Here is a 19,278-nt window from a genome sequence, read left to right on the forward strand (position 1 = left end):
TTCCCCATAGCTCGCCGTAGAAACCGAATTTCCCGCTCGTTATTCATTTTCCTCACGCCATACTGGCGATATGAAAAAACAACAAGGTTACACGCTTCTCGAAACCCTGATTGCGATGCTGATTGTCGCGGCGCTTGGTGCATCTGGGCTGTATGGTTGGCAGCGCTGGCAGCAGCAACAGCGGCTGTGGCAGACCGCCTGCCAGGTGCGGGACTACCTGCTGCAACTGCGTGAAGATGCTAACTGGCGTAACCTCGATCACGTGATAAGCGTGATTCGGGATGGCACATCATGGTGTTTTGTCAGCTCTGCGGCTTCGCAAACCACGTGTCGACCCGCTTCGTCTTTGGTTTTTACACCGCTCTGGGACGACGTCGAAATGGCAGAGATAACACCTTCACTGGCCTTTTTTGGACTGCGCAATACGGCATGGGCCGGACATATACGCCTGAAAAATGCGACTGGGGAATGGCGCGTGGTGGTGTCTGGCTGGGGGCGAATCAGGCTTTGCGAGCGCGATGAGGCCAGATTATGTCAGTAAACGAACGGGGATTTTCACTGCTGGAGATGCTCATTGCCATGGCGATTAGCAGTATTTTATTGCTTAGCTCAGCACGATTTTTACCGGCACTACAGCGAGAGATTCTGCGTAACACGCGCCAGTTAATACTGGAAGATGAAATATGGCAGCGGGGCTACACCGTGGCGAAGCATCTTCAGCGGGCGGGGTATTGCCGGGGAAACTGTGTCGGTGAGGGGCTGGTGATATCGGCTAAGGGAGACTGTGTCATTGCCCGATGGGATGCCAACAGCAATGGCGTTTGGGAAAACAGTCCCGTGAAAGAGGCTGATTCTATTGGGTTTCGTTTACAGGACAAGGTGTTGGAAACCGTGCGTGGAGCCACCGGCTGCACTGGCAAAGGATGGGAGAAAATGACCGATCCGGCCACGATGCAGATTGAGGCATTCCAGGTTGAAAGGCTGAATTTCAGCGGATATTCCCCGCTTCTTACGCTGCGTTTGCGTGGAGTGAGCAATGACCAACCACAAAAAGTTGTTGAAGCGGTCTACAGCGTTACGGGATTCAACCTGTGAACCGTGAGAGAGGCGTATCCTCTCTGGCAATGGTCCTGTTGCTGCTGGTGCTCGGTAGTCTGCTGCTGCAAGGCGTTAGCAGACAGGAGGCCAGTTTTGCTGCGCGTGTGGCCACACAAAGTCAGGCGCTGCAGCGTCAGGCGGTAGTGCAATCCGCGATGGAATGGGGGCGTATGCAGCCCTGGCGCTTACAACCCCCCGTACAGTGTCGGCGCGTTCCCACGCAGGATGCCGCGGTTTGCCTGCGCCGGCTTACCAATAATTATGTGCTGCTTATTGCCCACTATGAAGGGATATCGTTATGGCGTCAGGGGGTGGTTATTGATGGCAACATAGAATTCTCGGCGCGTGGCTGGAGCGATTTTTGTCCGCTAAAGGAGCAGACGTTATGCCAGATCCCCTGAACAGACAGCGTGGCTTTAGTCTGCCGGAAGTGATGCTGGCAATGGTACTGATGATCATGATTGTGACCGCGTTGTCAGGATACCAGCGGGTACTAATGAACAGCTTTATCATCAGAAACCAATATCAGCAACTCTGGCGCCACGCCTGGCAGCAAACCCAGCTGTACCCGTTTTCATCGCCTGTGAACTGGCAGGTTAACCGAATGCAGACAACGAGAGCGGGATGTGTCAGCATCAACGTTATAATTTCTTCACCCCTCGGCAGGCAGGGTCAGATGACGCGTCTGCATTGCCCGAATCGTCAGTAGTCAGGAGTCGCTATGTTAAGGGTCTACCACTCCAACCGTCTGGATGTGCTGGAAGCGTTAATGGAATTTATCGTTGAGCGCGAGCGGCTGGACGACCCCTTTGAACCTGAGATGATCCTGGTTCAAAGTACCGGTATGGCGCAGTGGCTACAAATGACTCTTGCACAGAAGTTTAGTATTGCCGCCAATATCGATTTTCCGCTGCCCGCGAGTTTTATCTGGGATATGTTTGTGCGCGTGCTGCCGGATATCCCGAAAGAGAGTGCGTTCAGCAAACAGAGCATGAGCTGGAAGTTGATGACGCTGTTGCCACAATTGCTGGATAGCGATGACTTCGCATTGCTACGCCACTATCTGACGGACGACACTGATAAACGTAAGCTTTTTCAGCTTTCCTCGCGCGCGGCTGACCTTTTCGATCAGTATTTAGTCTACCGCCCTGACTGGTTGACCCAGTGGGAAGCGGGGCGACAGGTTGAGGGACTTGGCGAGTCTCAGGCCTGGCAGGCACCGTTGTGGAAAGCGCTGGTGGAATACACCGCGGAATTGGGCCAACCGCGCTGGCATCGTGCCAATTTATACCAACGATTTATTCAGACGTTGGAAAACGCGTCCGAGTGCCCACAGGGACTGCCTTCTCGGGTCTTTATTTGCGGTATTTCGGCGCTGCCGCCGGTTTATTTGCAGGCATTGCAGGCGCTGGGTAAGCACATTGATATTCATCTGCTATTTACCAACCCTTGTCGCTACTATTGGGGCGACATTAAAGATCCTGCCTGGCTGGCGAAGCTGATGGCTCGTCAGCGTCGGCACAGCTTTGAAGAACGGCATCTGCCGCTGTTTCGTGATAATCAGAAAGCCGAAGGATTATTTAACAGCGATGGCGAACAGGATGTGGGCAACCCGATGCTGGCCTCGTGGGGCAAGCTGGGGCGTGATTACATTTATTTGCTTTCGGAGCTGGAAAACAGTCAGGAACTGGATGCGTTTGTCGATATTACGCCTGACAACCTTTTGCATAATATTCAATCGGATATTCTGGAACTTGAAAGTAATGCCGTGGCGGGCGTTACGCTGGAAGAATATTCCCGTAGCGACAATAAACGCCGGCTTGAGCTGAACGACACCAGTGTGACTTTCCATGTCTGCCATAGCCCACAGCGCGAGGTGGAAATTCTTCATGACCGGCTGTTGGCCATGCTGGAAGCGGACCCAACGCTGACGCCGCGCGATATTATTGTGATGGTGGCGGACATCGACAGCTACAGCCCATTCATTCAGTCGGTCTTTGGTAGCGCGCCAGCCGAGCGTTACTTACCTTATGCAATATCTGACCGTCGGGCACGCCAGTCTCATCCCGTCTTACAGGCCTTTATCAGCCTGCTGTCGCTGCCGGATAGCCGTTTTGTCTCAGAGGATGTCCTGGCGTTACTGGATGTTCCCGTGCTGGCGGCGCGTTTCAACATTGATGAAGAAGGGTTGCGCTATCTTCGCTTATGGGTCAATGAATCCGGGATTCGTTGGGGAATTGACGACGATAACGTGCGTGAACTGGAACTTCCACCTACAGGTCAGCATACATGGCAATTTGGTTTAACGCGTATGCTGCTCGGCTACGCGATGGAAAGCTCGCAGGGCGAGTGGCAATCGGTATTGCCTTACGATGAGTCCAGCGGCCTGATTGCCGAGCTGGTAGGGCATCTGGCCTCGTTGCTGATGCAGCTTAATCTCTGGCGTAGAGGGTTAGCGCAGGAACGTCCGCTGGAAGAGTGGCTACCCGTTTGTCGGGAAATGCTTAATGATTTCTTCCTACCGGACGCGGACACCGAAGCGGCAATGACGCTGATTGAACAGCAGTGGCAGGCCATTATTACCGAAGGTTTAGGGGCCGAGTACGGCGATGCTATACCGCTCTCTCTGTTGCGTGATGAGCTAGCCCTGCGCCTTGACCAGGAACGCATCAGCCAACGCTTCCTGGCGGGGCCCGTTAACATTTGTACGCTGATGCCGATGCGCTCCATTCCGTTCAAAGTGGTGTGCCTGCTGGGTATGAACGATGGGGTTTATCCGCGTCAACTTGCGCCGCTGGGCTTTGATTTAATGAGCCAAAAACCGATGCGGGGCGATCGCAGTCGTCGAGATGATGACCGCTATCTGTTCCTCGAAGCATTAATTTCGGCACAGCAGACGCTCTACATCAGCTACATTGGCCGCTCTATTCAGGATAACAGCGAGCGCTTCCCGTCGGTGCTGGTACAAGAACTGATGGACTACATCGGGCAAAGCCACTACCTGCCGGGCGATGAATCGTTGACCTGCGATCAAAGCGAGGAAAGGGTAAAAGCGCACATAACCCGTTTGCATACCCGTATGCCCTTTGATGCACAAAACTATTTGCCGGGCGAACAGCAAAGCTATGCCCGGGAATGGCTGCCTGCGGCGAGCCTGTCAGGAAAAGCGCACACGGATTTTGTGCAGCCTCTGCCCTTTGAAATGCCAGAAACGCTAACGCTGGAAACGCTGCAGCGATTTTGGGCACATCCGGTACGCGCCTTTTTCCAGATGCGTTTAAGGGTCAACTTCCGCTCTGAAGAGAGTGAGATCCCGGATACGGAACCTTTCACTCTTGAAGGGTTAACCCGCTACCAGCTTAATCAGCAATTGCTTAATACGCTGGTTGAAGAGAACGATGCTGAACGACTGTTCCGCCGTTTTCGTGCGGCGGGCGCGCTACCCTATGGGCCGTTTGGCGAAATTCTGTGGGATACGCAGCGTCAGGAAATGCAGTCGCTGGCTGAACGCATTATCGCCTGTCGTCAGCCCTGTCAGAGCATGGAAATCGATCTTAACTGTCACGGCGTGCAAATCACCGGTTGGCTGCCGCAGGTGCAAGAGGACGGTTTGTTGCGCTGGCGCCCATCTTTGATAAGCATTGCGCAGGGTGTGCAACTTTGGCTGGAACATCTTGTCTATTGTGCCAGTGGCGGTAGGGGAGAGAGCCGATTGTTCCTGCGTAAAGACGGTGAATGGCGTTTTCCGCCGCTGGATGCAGAACAGGCGCTGCTGTACCTGTCGCAACTCATTGAGGGGTATCGGGAAGGCATGTCGTCACCGTTGCTGGTATTACCCGAAAGCGGTGGTGCATGGATAAAAACCTGTTATGACGCCGCAAATGATGCCATGTTAGATGACGATGCAACGTTGCAAAAAGCGCGCAGTAAGTTTCTGCAAGCCTATGAAGGCAACATGATGGTACGTGGCGAAGGTGATGATATCTGGTATCAGCGTCTTTGGCGTCAACTGGATGCTGATACGCAGGAGGCTATTGTTTTACAGTCTCAGCGCTACCTGTTACCGATTTTTCGCTTTAATCAGTCATGATGGTTGTATAAAAATTGCGCAATTCGATGGCTTCCACTATGATGCGCATTCTGTCACGGACTGATTCTTACAAAGAGAAGATGCTGGCTCGTTCAGCACATAGTCTTGCCCTGTTCAGATCATGTATTTATGCGTGGTTTGTAGTGAACAGGTGAATTCGTTAATGATGAGGTTTGTGAATGCCCCGCAGCACCTGGTTCAGCGCATTACTGTTGTTCGTCGCCCTTTGGGTTCCCGTAAGTCAGGCAGATACCGGTTGGCAGCCTTTAGCTGAAACCATCCGTAAAAGCGATAAAGACACCCGTCAGTATCAGGCCGTGCGCCTTGATAACGGCATGGTTGTGCTGCTGGTATCCGATCCTCAGGCCGTGAAATCCCTTTCTGCACTGGTAGTCCCCGTGGGCTCGCTGGAAGATCCGGACGATCATCAGGGGCTGGCGCACTATCTCGAACACATGTGTCTGATGGGCTCGAAAAAATACCCACAGCCAGACAGCCTGGCTGAATTCCTGAAAATGCACGGCGGTAGCCACAATGCCAGCACTGCGCCTTATCGTACGGCCTTCTATCTTGAAGTCGAAAACGACGCGCTGGTGGGGGCGGTGGATCGCCTGGCGGATGCTATTGCCGATCCATTGCTGGATAAAAAATATGCCGACCGCGAGCGTAACGCGGTTAACTCCGAGCTGACACTGGCGCGTACCCGAGACGGGATGCGTATGGCGCAGGTGAGTGCTGAGACGATCAACCCGGCGCACCCTGGCTCGCGTTTCTCTGGCGGGAATCTCGAGACATTAAGCGATAAACCGGGCAACCCGGTTCTGCAGGCATTACAAAAATTTCATGAAAAGTACTACTCTGCGAACCTGATGAAGGCGGTGATTTATAGCAATAAACCGCTGCCAGAGCTGGCGCGGATAGCGGCTGACACCTTTGGGCGCGTACCGAACAGGAATATCGCAAAGCCTGAGATTACCGTCCCGGTCGTCACTGATGCGCAAAAGGGCATCATCATCCACTATGTTCCGGCAATGCCGCGTAAAGTATTGCGCGTCGAGTTTCGTATCGATAACAACAGCGCGCAGTTCCGCAGTAAAACCGATGAACTGGTGACCTACCTGATTGGCAATCGTAGCCCGGGCACGTTGTCTGACTGGCTGCAAAAGCAGGGCCTGGTTGAAGGTATTCGCGCAGACTCCGATCCGGTGGTCAACGGGAACAGCGGCGTATTAGCCATTTCCGCGACGTTAACCGACAAGGGGCTGGCGAACCGCGATGAAGTTGTCGCGGCAATCTTTAGCTACCTCAATTTGTTACGCGAGAAAGGTGTCGATAAACGCTATTTTGACGAGCTGGCGCACGTGCTGGATCTCGATTTCCGTTATCCCTCCATCACCCGTGATATGGACTACGTGGAATGGCTGGCTGATACCATGATCCGCGTTCCCGTCGAGCATACGCTGGATGCGGTGAATATTGCTGACCAGTACGATGCGAAAGCCGTTGAGCAACGTCTGGCAATGATGACGCCGCAGAATGCGCGTATCTGGTATATCAGCGCGAAAGAGCCGCATAATAAAACCGCTTATTTTGTCGATGCGCCTTACCAGGTGGATAAAATCAGCGACAAAACCTTTGCCGACTGGAAGCAAAAAGCGCAGGGCATTGCGCTGTCGTTACCGGAGTTGAACCCCTACATTCCGGATGATTTCACGCTGATTAAGACGGATAAAAAATACGCTCACCCAGAGCTGATCGTTGATGAGCCGGATTTACGTGTGGTGTATGCCCCGAGCCAGTATTTTGCCAGCGAGCCGAAGGCTGACGTCAGCGTGATCCTGCGTAACCCGAAAGCCATGGACAGCGCCCGCAACCAGGTCTTATTCGCACTTAACGATTACCTGGCAGGGATTGCGCTCGATCAGTTAAGTAACCAGGCATCGGTAGGTGGAATTGGTTTCTCTACCAACGCTAACAATGGGTTGATGCTTAACGCCAACGGCTACACCCAACGTTTGCCGCAGCTTTTTCAGGCGCTGTTGAGCGGCTATTTCAGCTATACCTCAACGGACGAACAGCTGGAACAGGCGAAATCCTGGTATGCCCAGATGATGGATTCCGCAGAAAAGGGTAAAGCTTACGATCAGGCTATTATGCCGGTGCAGATGCTTTCTCAGGTGCCGTACTTCTCCCGCGACGAGCGACGTAAGCTGCTGCCTTCCATCACCCTGAAAGAGGTGATGACCTACCGCGACGCCTTAAAAACCGGTGCGCGACCTGAATTCCTGGTCATTGGCAATATGAGCGAAGCTCAGACGACGAGCATGGCGCGGGATATCCAAAAACAGCTTGGTGCGAACGGATCACAGTGGTGTCGCAACAAAGATGTGGTTGTGGACAAGAAGCAGTCCGTCATCTTTGAAAAAGCAGGCAGCAGCACGGATTCAGCGCTGGCCGCGGTATTTGTACCAACCGGATACGATGAATACGCCAGTTCAGCCTACAGCGCTATGTTAGGTCAGATTGTTCAGCCGTGGTTCTACAATCAGCTGCGTACTGAAGAACAGTTAGGCTACGCCGTATTTGCTTTCCCGATGAGCGTTGGCCGTCAGTGGGGAATGGGGTTCCTGCTGCAAAGCAGTGATAAGCAGCCGTCTTACCTCTGGGAGCGTTATAAAGCGTTCTTCCCGACGGCGGAAGCGAAGCTGCGGGCGATGAAACCTGAAGAGTTCGCGCAAATTCAGCAGGCGATTATTGCGCAAATGCTGCAGGCGCCGCAAACGCTGGGGGCAGAAGCCTCACAGTTAAGCAAAGATTTTGATCGCGGCAATATGCGCTTCGATTCACGTGATAAAATAGTGGCTCAGATTAAACTGCTGACGCCGCAAAAACTTGCCGACTTCTTCCATCAGGCGGTGGTTGAGCCGCAAGGCATGGCGATATTGTCACAGGTTTCCGGCAGTCAGAATGGGAAAGCAGAATATGTGCACCCGGAAGGCTGGAAAGTGTGGCAGACCGTCAGCGCGTTGCAGCAAACCTTACCCCTGATGAGTGATAAGAATGAATGATGCCGCTGAGTCCCTTGATCCACTGCGCTTGCCCCTGACGGGCGAGCGCCTGATTGAAGCCTCTGCGGGCACCGGTAAAACCTTTACCATCGCCGCCCTGTATTTACGTTTACTGCTTGGACTGGGCGGCTCTGCCGCCTTTCCTCGTCCTCTGACCGTCGAAGAACTGCTGGTGGTTACCTTCACTGAGGCGGCTACCGAAGAGTTGCGTGGTCGAATTCGTAGCAATATTCATGAACTGCGAATTGCCTGCCTGCGTGAAACCACCGACAACCCGCTATATGCCCGTTTGTTAGATGAAATTGCCGATAAAAAACAGGCCGCGCAGTGGCTGCTATTGGCTGAAAGACAGATGGATGAAGCGGCGGTGTTTACCATCCACGGCTTTTGTCAGCGTATGCTCAGTCTCAATGCCTTTGAGTCAGGCATGCTGTTCGAACAGCAGCTGATAGAAGATGAATCGCTGCTGCGCTATCAGGCCTGTGCGGACTTCTGGCGTCGGCACTGCTACCCGCTGCCCCGCGACATTGCGCAGGTGGTTTTTGAAACGTGGAAAGGACCGCAAGCGCTGCTGAGAGATATCGATCGCTATCTGCAGGGGGAAGCGCCGGTTATCAAGGCGCCACCGTCTGATGACGAAACGCTGGCCTCCCGGCATGAACAAATTCTCGCGCGCATTAACCAGATCAAGCAGCAATGGCGTGATTCTGTTGATGAGCTGGATGGCCTGATGGAAGCCTCCGGAATTGACCGGCGTAAATTTAATCGCGGTAATCAGGGCAAGTGGATCGAAAAGATCAGCGCGTGGGCGCAGGAAGAAACACAAAGTTACCAGCTTCCTGACGCGCTGGAGAAATTCTCACAGCGTTTTCTGGAAGAGCGAACCAAAGCGGGCGGGATAACCCCTCAGCACCCGCTGTTTGTCGCTATTGATGAACTGCTTAGCGAACCGTTAACTCTCCGCGATCTGGTGATCTCCCGGGCGCTGGCGGAGATCCGCTCGGCAGTTGCCGAGGAAAAACGTCGCCGCGGCGAGCTGGGTTTTGACGATATGCTCAGCCGGCTGGATGCGGCGTTGCGCAGTGAAAGCGGCGATGCGCTGGCGACGGCTATTCGTACTCGTTTTCCGGTCGCCATGATCGATGAATTCCAGGATACCGATCCACAGCAGTACCGTATTTTTCGTCGGATCTGGCAGCATCAGCCGGATACCGCACTGCTGCTAATTGGTGATCCGAAACAGGCAATTTACGCGTTTCGCGGCGCGGATATCTTCACCTATATGAAGGCGCGCAGCGAAGTCAGCGCACACTATACGCTTGATACCAACTGGCGTTCGGCCCCCGGCATGGTCAATAGCGTGAATACGCTTTTCAGCCAGATGGACGACGCCTTTATGTTCCGCGAAATCCCTTTCAGCCCGGTAAAATCCGCAGAAAAAAACCAGGCGTTACGGTTTGTTTTACACGGCGAAACGCAGCCAGCTATGAGTATGTGGCTGATGGAAGGAGAAAGTTGCGGCGTAGGCGATTATCAGAGCTACATGGCCCAGGTGTGCGCCACACAAATTCGCGACTGGCTTAAAGCCGGGCATTCTGGCGCAGCGCAACTGGTCAGTGGCAAAGCATCCAGCCCGGTACGCGCGTCAGATATCAGCGTACTGGTGCGTAGCCGCCAGGAAGCGGCGCTGGTCCGTGATGCGCTGACGCAACTGGCCATTCCCTCTGTCTACCTCTCCAACCGTGACAGCGTATTTGAAACACTGGAAGCGCAGGAGTTGCTATGGGTGCTGCAGGCGGTGATGACGCCGGAACGTGAGAACACGTTGCGTAGCGCGCTGGCGACCTCAATGATGGGGCTGAATGCGCAGGATATTGAAGCGTTAAATACCGATGAGAATGCCTGGGATGCGGTGGTCGAAGAATTCGACGGCTATCGTCAGATCTGGCATAAACGCGGCGTGATGCCGATGCTACGTGCGCTGATGACGGCTCGACAGATTGCAGAGAACCTGCTGGCGACGGCGGGAGGCGAACGTCGACTGACCGACATTTTACATATCAGCGAACTGTTGCAGGAAGCGGGCTCGCAGCTGGAAAGCGAGCATGCGCTGGTGCGCTGGTTGTCCCAGCATATTCTTGAACCCGACAGCAACGCGTCCAGCCAGCAGCTCAGGCTGGAAAGCGACAAGCATCTGGTCAAAATCGTCACCATCCATAAATCGAAAGGGCTGGAGTATCCGCTGGTCTGGCTGCCGTTTATCACCAATTTCCGCGTTCAGGATCAGGCTTTCTACCACGATCGTAGCTCTTTTGAAGCCGTGCTGGATCTCAGCGATGCTGAGGAGAGCGTTGAGCTAGCCGAAGCAGAGCGTCTGGCGGAAGATCTGCGTTTGCTGTATGTCGCGCTAACCCGTTCGGTATGGCATTGCAGCCTTGGCGTTGCGCCGTTGGTACGACGTCGGAGCGATAAAAAAGGGGATACCGATGTGCATCAGAGCGCCCTTGGTCGCCTGTTGCAAAAAGGTGAGCCGATGGATGCCGTGGGTCTGCGTAGCGCGATTGAAGCGCTTTGTAGCAACGATATTGCTTGCCAGACTCCCGCGCAGCCTGACGGTGAACCCTGGCAGGTTGCGCAGGCTGTTAGCAGCGAACTGAGTGCGAAAATACTGCAGCGTAAGCCCGGTGATAGCTGGCGCGTGACCAGTTATTCCGGTTTGCAACAGCGTGGACAGGGTATCGCGCAGGATCTGATCCCAAGACTGGATATCGATGCCGCAGGCGTCGGTGAGGTTATTGAAGAACTAGGACTCACACCGCACCAGTTCCCGCGTGGCGCTTCGCCGGGTACGTTCTTGCATAGCCTGTTTGAAAATCTCGATTTTACGCAACCGGTGGATCCGCATTGGGTCGAGGAGCAACTGGCGTTGGGCGGTTATGACGCGCACTGGACGCCGGTTTTGACCGAATGGCTGGACGCCATTTTGCAGGCGCCTCTCAACGAGACGGGCGTGAGTTTGAGCCAGCTATCCGCGCGTGAAAAACAGGTGGAGATGGAGTTTTATCTGCCGATTTCGCAGCCGTTGATGGCCAACCAGCTTGATGCGTTAATTCGCCAATACGATCCGCTCTCGGCGGGGTGCCCTGCGTTGGACTTTATGCAGGTTCGCGGCATGCTGAAAGGTTTTATTGACCTGGTATTTCGCCACCAGGGGCGTTATTACCTGCTCGATTACAAATCGAACTGGCTGGGTGAAGACAGCTCCGCCTATACGCAGCAGGCAATGGCCTCTGCCATGCAGGCGCATCGCTACGACCTTCAATACCAACTTTATACCCTCGCGCTGCATCGCTACTTACGCCATCGCATTGCTGATTACGATTATGAACGCCATTTTGGCGGCGTTATCTATCTCTTCCTGCGCGGCGTTGACAGTGAAAATCCGCAGCAGGGAATTTACGCGACCCGACCTGACGGAGAGTTGATTGCATTGATGGACGAGATGTTTGCCGGTGCGGTGCAGGAGACGATGTTATGACAATCCAGAAACGATTTCTGGAGGCTGTTGAGCAAAAACAGCTCCGGCCTCTGGATGCTCAGTTCGCGCTGGCGGTTGCCGGAAGTGACAACCCTGCCGTTGCGCTGGCTGCGGCGTTGCTCAGTCGTGAAGCGGGAGAAGGGCACGTCTGCTTACCGCTTTCACGGTTATCTCTGAGCGAGGACGCGCATCCTCTGTTAAGCGCCTGGCTCGCTGAAACGGGCGAACCAGAAGACTGGGCGGAATGTCTGCTGGCTTCCAGTGCGGTAAGCCGTGGCGAGCAACCCACGCCGCTGGTGCTGTACGGCGATCGCTTGTATCTGAACCGGATGTGGCACAACGAACGTACGGTAGCTCGCTTTTTCAGTGAAGTGAACCACGCTATTGAAGTGGATGAACAACGGCTGACCCACACGCTGGCGGCGCTGTTTCCGCCATCGGAGGGGGTTAACTGGCAAAAAGTAGCCGCTGCTGTTGCGCTCACCCGCCGGATATCGGTGATCTCAGGCGGACCGGGGACGGGAAAAACGACAACGGTCGCAAGGCTGCTGGCGGCGTTGATTCAAATGGCCGACGGTGAGCGCTGTCGTATTCGACTGGCGGCGCCAACGGGAAAAGCGGCTGCGCGCCTGACCGCCTCACTAGGCGCGGCGTTACGAGAACTACCGCTAACCGATGAGCAAAAGAAACGCATCCCCGATGACGCCAGTACGCTGCATCGATTATTAGGCGCTCAGCCTGGCAGTCAGCGCCTGCGTCATCATGCGGGAAACCCGCTGCATTTGGATGTGCTGGTGGTGGATGAAGCCTCGATGATTGATTTACCGATGATGTCGCGCCTTATCGATGCGCTGCCGCCGCACGGACGGGTGATTTTTCTGGGCGATCGCGACCAGCTCGCTTCCGTCGAAGCGGGGGCCGTGCTGGGGGATATCTGTGCTTTCGTCGGTGACGGGTTTACCCCGGAACGCGCCCGCCAGCTCAGTCGCCTGACCGGGAGCGCTATTCCTGCCGGTTCGGGAATTCAGGCAGCAGCGTTGCGCGACAGTCTGTGCCTGCTGCAAAAGAGCTACCGTTTCGGCAGCGATTCCGGAATCGGTCAGTTGGCCGCGGCGATTAATCGCGGCGACAAAACTGCGATAAAAACGGTGTTCCAGCAGGGATTTAGCGACATCGAAAAACGCACGCTACACAGCAGCGAGGATTATGCCGCGATGCTGGATGAGGCGCTGGCGGGATATGGGCACTACCTGGATTTGTTGCACGAGGGTGCGGAGCCGGGGGCTGTCATTCAGGCCTTCAATGAGTATCAACTGCTATGCGCCCTGCGGGAAGGTCCGTTTGGCGTTAGTGGTTTGAATGAACGCATTGAGCAGGTGATGGCGCAAAAACGTAAAATTCATCGTTCGACGCATAGCCGCTGGTATGAGGGAAGGCCGGTGATGATCGCGCGCAATGACAGTTCGCTGGGATTATTTAACGGTGATATCGGCATTGCCCTTGACCGTGGACAGGGCCTGAGGGTGTGGTTTGCGTTGCCGGATGGTTCTATCAAATCGGTGCAGCCCAGCCGCTTGCCTGAACATGAAACCACCTGGGCGATGACGGTGCACAAATCGCAGGGATCTGAGTTTGACCACGCGGCGTTGATTTTACCCAGCCAGCATTCACCCGTGGTTACCCGCGAGCTGGTCTATACCGCCGTTACCCGCGCGCGCCGCCGCCTGTCGCTGTATGCCGATGAGCGGATATTGAGCCGCGCCATTGCTACCCGCACTGAACGCCGCAGCGGACTGTCAGCATTATTTAATGACGGCATGATGTAGATGTAGGCCGGATAAGCGTCAGCGACATCCGGCCTAAAAAAGATGTGCCAGCGATGTAGGCCGAATAAGGCAGTTATGCCGCATCCGGCAACCACTCCTATGCCAAATCCGCCATCAGCACTTTTGACCGCCGCTGATAGTTGTACATCTCTTTCTTGCTTTCCGGCAGCAGGTCGATATCCACCGGCGTGAAGCCGCGTTCCTGGAACCAGTGGATGCTGCGTGTGGTTAACACAAACAGCTTGCTCAACCCCATTTGCCGGGCCTGCGCGGCGATTCGTTCCAGCAACACTTCCCCGCGTGACGAGCTACGGTAGTCCGGATGCACTGCTACACACGCCATTTCGCCAATTCTCTCTTCCGGGAAAGGGTACAGAGCGGCACAGGCGATGGTCAGGTTATCACGCTGAATAATGGTGAATTTGTCGATCTCCATTTCCAACTGCTCGCGCGAGCGGCGCACCAGAATACCTTGCTGCTCCAGCGGGCGGATAAGCTCCAGAATCCCGCCGATATCGTTAATGGTAGCGCGACGGATCTGCTCGGCACTTTCCATTACGATCTGCGTACCGATCCCGTCGCGGGAGAACAGTTCCTGCAGCAATGCACCATCTTCCTGATAACTGATCAGATGGCAACGGCGTACGCCACTGCGACAGGCCTTCACTGCCCCACGCAGGAAGCGCACCGTGCCGGAGCTGTAATCGCCTTTCTCTTCCTGCAACTCAACACGAGCCTGAGCTTCGTTAGGAAACAGCTCGGAAATAATATCGCCGTCATCGTTGGTGACACCCTGAGAGGAGCAAAAGCCGATCATTTTCTCGGCCTTCAGTTTGATAGCCAACTGCGTGGCGACCTCCTCTGACGTCAGGTTAAAGCTCTCACCGGTGACAGAAACGGCAACCGGGCCCATCAGCACAATTGCGCCGCTGTCTAACTGGCGGTGAATGGCATCTTCATCAATACGACGAATACGCCCGCTATGGCAGTAATCTACGCCGTCATCAACGCCCAGCGGCTGAGAGATAATAAAATTACCGCTAACCACATTGATGTGAGCACCCTGCAATGGCGTATTATTCAGGCTCATCGACAGGCGGGCGGTAATATCAAGCTGAAGTAATCCCGCAGCCTGCTTGACCAGCTCCAGCGTTTTAGCGTCGGTAACGCGCGTATTTTTGTGGTACACCGGCTCATGATGATGCGCCGCAAGATTGGCATCAATCTGCGGTCGTGCGCCATAGACCACGACCAGGCGGATGCCGAGGCTATGAAGAAGACCAATGTCATTGACGATACTGGAAAAGTTTTCATGCTCGATGGCTTCGCCGCCCAGCATAATGACAAACGTTTTTCCCCGATGGGTATTGATATAGGGAACAGAATGGCGGAATCCCTGTACCAGTTCGGTTCTACGCTCCTTCACCACGGCACACCCTCATTGCATGATTATTCGTAATTTGTGTATTTTTATTCTGTTTTTGCGCTGTGCGCAAGCGTAATTTTTACCCATGCCGAAGATTTTTCTCAGTAATGCCGTGAATATAAAAAGAATGTTTACCCTTTTATAGATGACAGATTATGCGTCATTCGCTAAAGTTTCCGGTCAATTCGGACGTTTTACGTATTACCTCTAAAAAAGATTTCTTTTGCTCGGGAGAAGCATGTCGGGATCCAATTCAGCAATCAGTCGCCGCCGTTTATTGAAAGGTGCGGGTGCTATGTGGCTTTTGAGCGTCAGCCAGGTGGGTCTGGCGGCCGTGAGTCAGGTCGTTGCCGTACGTATCTGGCCTGCGTCCAGCTACACTCGCGTCACGGTAGAATCTAACCGTCTGCTGAAATACAAACAGTTTGCCCTGAGTAATCCTGAGCGTGTGGTTGTGGATATTGAAGACGTTAATTTGAACTCGGTGCTCAAGGGTATTGGTACGCAGATTCGTCCTGACGATCCGTATATTAAGTCGGCGCGCGTTGGCCAGTTTGATCCAAAGACCGTGCGGATGGTGTTCGAGCTGAAACAGAATGTGAAGCCGCAACTTTTTGCGCTGGCTCCGGTGGCAGGCTTTAAAGAACGTCTGGTGATGGATCTCTATCCCGCGAATGCCCAGGACGTTCAGGATCCGCTGCTGGCATTGCTGGAAGATTACAACAAGGGCGATCTGGATAAACAGGTGCCACCTGCACAAAGTGGCCCGCAGCCGGGTAAAGCGGGGCGCGATCGTCCCATTGTCATTATGCTGGATCCAGGCCACGGCGGAGAAGACTCCGGTGCGGTGGGGAAATACAAGACGCGTGAAAAGGATGTGGTGCTGCAGATTGCCCGCCGCCTGCGAGCCCTCATAGAGAAAGAGGGCAACATGAAGGTCTTTATGACACGAAATGAAGATATCTTCATTCCGCTTAAAGTCCGCGTGGCGAAAGCGCAGAAGCAGCGTGCTGACCTGTTTGTCTCTATTCACGCCGATGCCTTTACCAGTCGACAACCCAGCGGTTCGTCGGTGTTTGCGCTCTCGACCAAAGGTGCGACAAGTACCGCCGCGAAATATCTGGCGCAGACCCAGAACGCCTCGGATCTCATTGGTGGCGTCAGTAAGAGCGGTGACCGCTATGTCGACCACACCATGTTCGACATGGTGCAGTCGCTGACCATCGCCGACAGTCTGAAGTTTGGTAAAGCGGTATTGAGTAAGCTTGGCAAAATCAACAATCTGCACAAGAACCAGGTTGAACAGGCCGGGTTTGCGGTACTAAAAGCGCCGGATATCCCGTCTATTCTGGTCGAAACGGCATTTATCAGTAACGTTGAGGAAGAGCGCAAACTCAAAACGGCGACCTTCCAGCAGGAAGTTGCAGAGTCTATTCTGGCAGGGATTAAAGCCTACTTCGCCGATGGGGCGACGCTGGCGAGAAGGGGATAACAAAAAAGCGCTGAAAAGCGCTTTTTTTATGGGCGGCAGAAACAAAAAAACACCCGTTAAGGTGTTTAATGTGTTGGTTGCGGGGGCCGGATTTGAACCGACGACCTTCGGGTTATGAGCCCGACGAGCTACCAGGCTGCTCCACCCCGCGTCACCGTACTGCTTATATTTTATCAAATTTGATTGGTTGCGGGGGCCAGATTTGAACTGACGACCTTCGGGTTATGAGCCCGACGAGCTACCAGGCTGCTCCACCCCGCGTCCGTCTTTTTGCTTCGTATTTCAAACTACATCAGCGTTGGCTTTCCTCGTTCACCTCAGTCACTTACTGGAGTAAGCTCCTAAGGATTCACTGCGTCGCCGCCTTGCTGTGATTCGAACTACTTTGCAAAAATCTTACATCAAATTTTAATTGGTTGCGGGGGCCAGATTTGAACTGACGACCTTCGGGTTATGAGCCCGACGAGCTACCAGGCTGCTCCACCCCGCGTCCGTGGATGCGCACTATACTCTGCTCGCATTTTCATGCAACCCTTTTTTCACCTTGATCACGTTTTTAGGGTGAAAATGAACAAAAACAACGCATTCTGGATTATTTTTTGCTCAAAATTTGCGTTCGGGTATGTATACGCATTTCATTAGGTTCGGGGGTTTGTTATCTTCGTCTCGCATTCAGGCAACATAAGACGAGAACAATGAAAGGACGTTGGGCAAAATATCTTCTGGCGGGAGCTGTAGTCGCGATGCTCGCCGCGTGTTCCTCAAAACCCACCGATCGTGGGCAGCAGTATAAAGACGGGAAATTTACCCAGCCTTTCTCACTGGTGAACCAGCCTGATGCGGTTGGCGCGCCAATCAATGCCGGTGATTTCGCCGAGCAGGTTAATCAAATTCGCAGCGCTTCGCCACGTTTGTACGGCAACCAGAGCGACGTCTACAACGCTATCCAGCAATGGTTACGTGCGGGCGGTGATACGCGCAGTATGCGCCAGTTTGGTATTGATGCCTGGCAAATGGAAGGGGCGGACAACTACGGTAACGTCCAGTTTACCGGTTACTACACACCGGTTATCCAGGCGCGCCATACGCGCCAGGGCGAGTTTCAGTATCCTATCTATCGCATGCCGCCAAAACGTGGGCGCTTACCCTCTCGTGCCGAGATCTACGCGGGCGCGCTAAGCGACAATTATATTCTGGCATACAGCAACTCCCTGATGGATAACTTCATTATGGATGTTCAGGGCAGTGGTTACATCGATTTTGGCGATGGCAGCCCGCTCAACTTCTTTAGCTATGCCGGGAAAAACGGCCACGCCTATCGCAGTATCGGTAAAGTGCTTATCGACCGTGGCGAAGTGAAAAAAGAAGATATGTCGATGCAGGCTATTCGCCACTGGGGTGAAACGCACAGCGAAGCCGAAGTGCGTGAGCTGCTGGAGCAGAACCCATCGTTTGTCTTCTTTAAACCGCAATCTTTTGCTCCGGTGAAAGGGGCCAGCGCGGTGCCGCTGATTGGCCGCGCGTCCGTAGCTTCTGACCGTAGTATCATTCCTGCGGGCACAACGTTACTGGCGGAAGTCCCGTTACTGGACAATAACGGCAAGTTTACCGGCCAGTACGAACTGCGCCTGATGGTGGCGTTAGATGTGGGTGGGGCTATTAAAGGGCAACACTTCGACATCTATCAGGGTATTGGCGCTGACGCCGGACACCGTGCCGGGTGGTATAATCACTACGGTCGCGTATGGGTACTAAAAACAGCGCCGGGTACGGGTAACGTGTTCAGCGGTTAATGGCGGGATGGCACTTCGCTTATCAAGCCTACATTATTGAGTAGGCCTGATAAGGCGTAGCCGACATCAGGCAGTCAGACTGCTCGGTATTAATGAATTTGAGGTTCTATGTCTGTGGTTATTAGCGATGCCTGGCGCCAACGTTTTGGCGGTACGGCACGTCTGTATGGCGAAAATGCGTTGCAGCTGTTTGCCCAATCACACGTTTGCGTTGTTGGGATTGGTGGAGTAGGGTCATGGGCGGCGGAAGCGCTGGCGCGAACCGGTATTGGCGCTATCACACTCATCGATATGGATGATGTGTGCGTCACCAATACAAACCGCCAGATCCATGCGCTGCGTGATAACGTCGGTCTGGCAAAAGCTGAAGTGATGGCGGAGCGTATCCGACAGATTAACCCGGAGTGCCGGGTGAACGTGGTCGATGATTTTGTTACGCCAGATAACGTTGCTGAATATATGAATGCGGGATTTTCGTACGTCATCGATGCGATTGATAGCGTGCGCCCAAAAGCGGCACTGATCGCGTACTGTCGGCGTAACAAAATTCCGCTGGTGACCACCGGTGGTGCGGGCGGACAGATCGATCCTACGCAGATTCAGGTCGTTGATTTGGCAAAAACCATCCAGGATCCGCTGGCGGCCAAGCTACGTGAGCGGCTGAAAAGCGATTTTGGCGTGGTGAAAAACAGCAAAGGCAAGCTGGGCGTGGACTGCGTGTTCTCGACCGAAGCGCTGGTTTACCCGCAGGCGGATGGCTCGGTATGTGCGATGAAAGCGACGGCGGAAGGGCCGAAGCGTATGGATTGCGCGTCCGGGTTTGGCGCGGCCACCATGGTGACAGCCACATTTGGCTTTGTTGCTGTCTCCCATGCGCTGAAGAAGATGATGGCGAAGGCCGCGCGTCAGGCCTGATAGTGTCGGATGTCGCTACGCTTATCCGACCT

General features: G+C 54.1%; 12 protein-coding genes and 3 tRNA genes. 11 read left to right on the forward strand and 4 right to left on the reverse strand.

The window, feature by feature from the left end; genetic code table 11:
• The first annotated feature begins 70 nt into the window (after positions 1–70).
• The 8 genes from C2U43_RS05250 to recD all read left to right on the forward strand — a co-directional run bounded on the left by C2U43_RS05250 (position 71) and on the right by recD (position 13,620).
• Positions 71–541, forward strand: coding sequence for a prepilin peptidase-dependent protein (locus C2U43_RS05250; RefSeq protein WP_103284764.1), 471 nt, complete (start codon positions 71–73; stop codon positions 539–541).
• On the forward strand, positions 532–1,095 hold the full coding sequence (locus tag C2U43_RS05255) for a prepilin peptidase-dependent protein (RefSeq protein WP_103284765.1): 564 nt from the start codon (positions 532–534) through the stop codon (positions 1,093–1,095). Before C2U43_RS05250 ends, C2U43_RS05255 begins: the two co-directional genes overlap by 10 nt.
• The gene (locus C2U43_RS05260) at positions 1,092–1,499 is read left to right on the forward strand and encodes a DUF2509 family protein (protein ID WP_032944853.1); all 408 of its coding nucleotides are present in this window, start codon (positions 1,092–1,094) and stop codon (positions 1,497–1,499) included. The genes C2U43_RS05255 and C2U43_RS05260 overlap by 4 nt, the downstream gene beginning before the upstream one ends.
• Positions 1,484–1,807: a prepilin-type N-terminal cleavage/methylation domain-containing protein gene (locus C2U43_RS05265; RefSeq protein WP_008785708.1), complete on the forward strand. Its 324-nt coding sequence runs from the start codon at positions 1,484–1,486 to the stop codon at positions 1,805–1,807. The genes C2U43_RS05260 and C2U43_RS05265 overlap by 16 nt, the downstream gene beginning before the upstream one ends.
• 12 nt (positions 1,808–1,819) lie before the next feature.
• On the forward strand, positions 1,820–5,188 hold the full coding sequence (gene recC, locus C2U43_RS05270; RefSeq protein ID WP_103284766.1) for an exodeoxyribonuclease V subunit gamma: 3,369 nt from the start codon (positions 1,820–1,822) through the stop codon (positions 5,186–5,188).
• Positions 5,189–5,367: 179 nt separating this feature from the next.
• On the forward strand, positions 5,368–8,256 hold the full coding sequence (ptrA, locus tag C2U43_RS05275; RefSeq protein ID WP_103284767.1) for a pitrilysin: 2,889 nt from the start codon (positions 5,368–5,370) through the stop codon (positions 8,254–8,256).
• On the forward strand, positions 8,249–11,794 hold the full coding sequence (gene recB, locus C2U43_RS05280; protein ID WP_103284768.1) for an exodeoxyribonuclease V subunit beta: 3,546 nt from the start codon (positions 8,249–8,251) through the stop codon (positions 11,792–11,794). Before ptrA ends, recB begins: the two co-directional genes overlap by 8 nt.
• Positions 11,791–13,620: an exodeoxyribonuclease V subunit alpha gene (gene recD, locus C2U43_RS05285; protein WP_103284769.1), complete on the forward strand. Its 1,830-nt coding sequence runs from the start codon at positions 11,791–11,793 to the stop codon at positions 13,618–13,620. The genes recB and recD overlap by 4 nt, the downstream gene beginning before the upstream one ends.
• A 97-nt stretch (positions 13,621–13,717) precedes the next feature.
• Here the strand turns inward: recD and argA are convergent, their stop codons facing one another.
• Positions 13,718–15,049: an amino-acid N-acetyltransferase gene (gene argA / locus C2U43_RS05290; RefSeq protein ID WP_003034012.1), complete on the reverse strand. Its 1,332-nt coding sequence runs from the start codon at positions 15,047–15,049 to the stop codon at positions 13,718–13,720.
• Positions 15,050–15,284: 235 nt separating this feature from the next.
• Here argA and amiC point away from each other — a divergent pair, with 235 nt between their 5' ends.
• Complete coding sequence (amiC, locus tag C2U43_RS05295) at positions 15,285–16,538, forward strand: N-acetylmuramoyl-L-alanine amidase AmiC (protein WP_048215635.1); 1,254 nt, start codon at positions 15,285–15,287, stop codon at positions 16,536–16,538.
• A gap of 74 nt (positions 16,539–16,612) precedes the next feature.
• Here the strand turns inward: amiC and C2U43_RS05300 are convergent.
• The 3 genes from C2U43_RS05300 to C2U43_RS05310 form a co-directional block, all read right to left on the reverse strand.
• A tRNA-Met gene (locus tag C2U43_RS05300) sits at positions 16,613–16,689 on the reverse strand.
• Positions 16,690–16,722: 33 nt separating this feature from the next.
• Positions 16,723–16,799: transfer RNA gene (locus tag C2U43_RS05305), tRNA-Met, on the reverse strand.
• Positions 16,800–16,951: 152 nt separating this feature from the next.
• A tRNA-Met gene (locus C2U43_RS05310) sits at positions 16,952–17,028 on the reverse strand.
• A gap of 205 nt (positions 17,029–17,233) precedes the next feature.
• On the opposite strand from C2U43_RS05310, the gene mltA reads away from it, so the two are divergent.
• Positions 17,234–18,331: a murein transglycosylase A gene (gene mltA / locus C2U43_RS05315; RefSeq protein WP_103284770.1), complete on the forward strand. Its 1,098-nt coding sequence runs from the start codon at positions 17,234–17,236 to the stop codon at positions 18,329–18,331.
• Between the two features lie 108 nt (positions 18,332–18,439).
• A complete protein-coding gene (tcdA, locus tag C2U43_RS05320; RefSeq protein ID WP_003825630.1) occupies positions 18,440–19,246 on the forward strand; it encodes a tRNA cyclic N6-threonylcarbamoyladenosine(37) synthase TcdA in 807 nt (268 codons plus the stop codon).
• The last annotated feature ends 32 nt before the right edge of the window (positions 19,247–19,278 follow it).

Origin of the sequence: Citrobacter freundii complex sp. CFNIH9, assembly GCF_002903305.1 — a bacterium.
GTDB lineage: Bacteria > Pseudomonadota > Gammaproteobacteria > Enterobacterales > Enterobacteriaceae > Citrobacter > Citrobacter portucalensis.

What these genes read in the sequence shown, in the direction of transcription:
- C2U43_RS05250 (WP_103284764.1), top strand. Translation starts at nt 71, where the DNA reads ATGAAAAAACAACAAGGTTACACGCTTCTCGAAACCCTGATTGCGATG.
- C2U43_RS05255 (WP_103284765.1), top strand. Translation starts at nt 532, where the DNA reads ATGTCAGTAAACGAACGGGGATTTTCACTGCTGGAGATGCTCATTGCC.
- C2U43_RS05265 (WP_008785708.1), top strand. Translation starts at nt 1,484, where the DNA reads ATGCCAGATCCCCTGAACAGACAGCGTGGCTTTAGTCTGCCGGAAGTG.
- recC (WP_103284766.1), top strand. Translation starts at nt 1,820, where the DNA reads ATGTTAAGGGTCTACCACTCCAACCGTCTGGATGTGCTGGAAGCGTTA.
- ptrA (WP_103284767.1), top strand. Translation starts at nt 5,368, where the DNA reads ATGCCCCGCAGCACCTGGTTCAGCGCATTACTGTTGTTCGTCGCCCTT.
- recB (WP_103284768.1), top strand. Translation starts at nt 8,249, where the DNA reads ATGAATGATGCCGCTGAGTCCCTTGATCCACTGCGCTTGCCCCTGACG.
- recD (WP_103284769.1), top strand. Translation starts at nt 11,791, where the DNA reads ATGACAATCCAGAAACGATTTCTGGAGGCTGTTGAGCAAAAACAGCTC.
- amiC (WP_048215635.1), top strand. Translation starts at nt 15,285, where the DNA reads ATGTCGGGATCCAATTCAGCAATCAGTCGCCGCCGTTTATTGAAAGGT.
- mltA (WP_103284770.1), top strand. Translation starts at nt 17,234, where the DNA reads ATGAAAGGACGTTGGGCAAAATATCTTCTGGCGGGAGCTGTAGTCGCG.
- tcdA (WP_003825630.1), top strand. Translation starts at nt 18,440, where the DNA reads ATGTCTGTGGTTATTAGCGATGCCTGGCGCCAACGTTTTGGCGGTACG.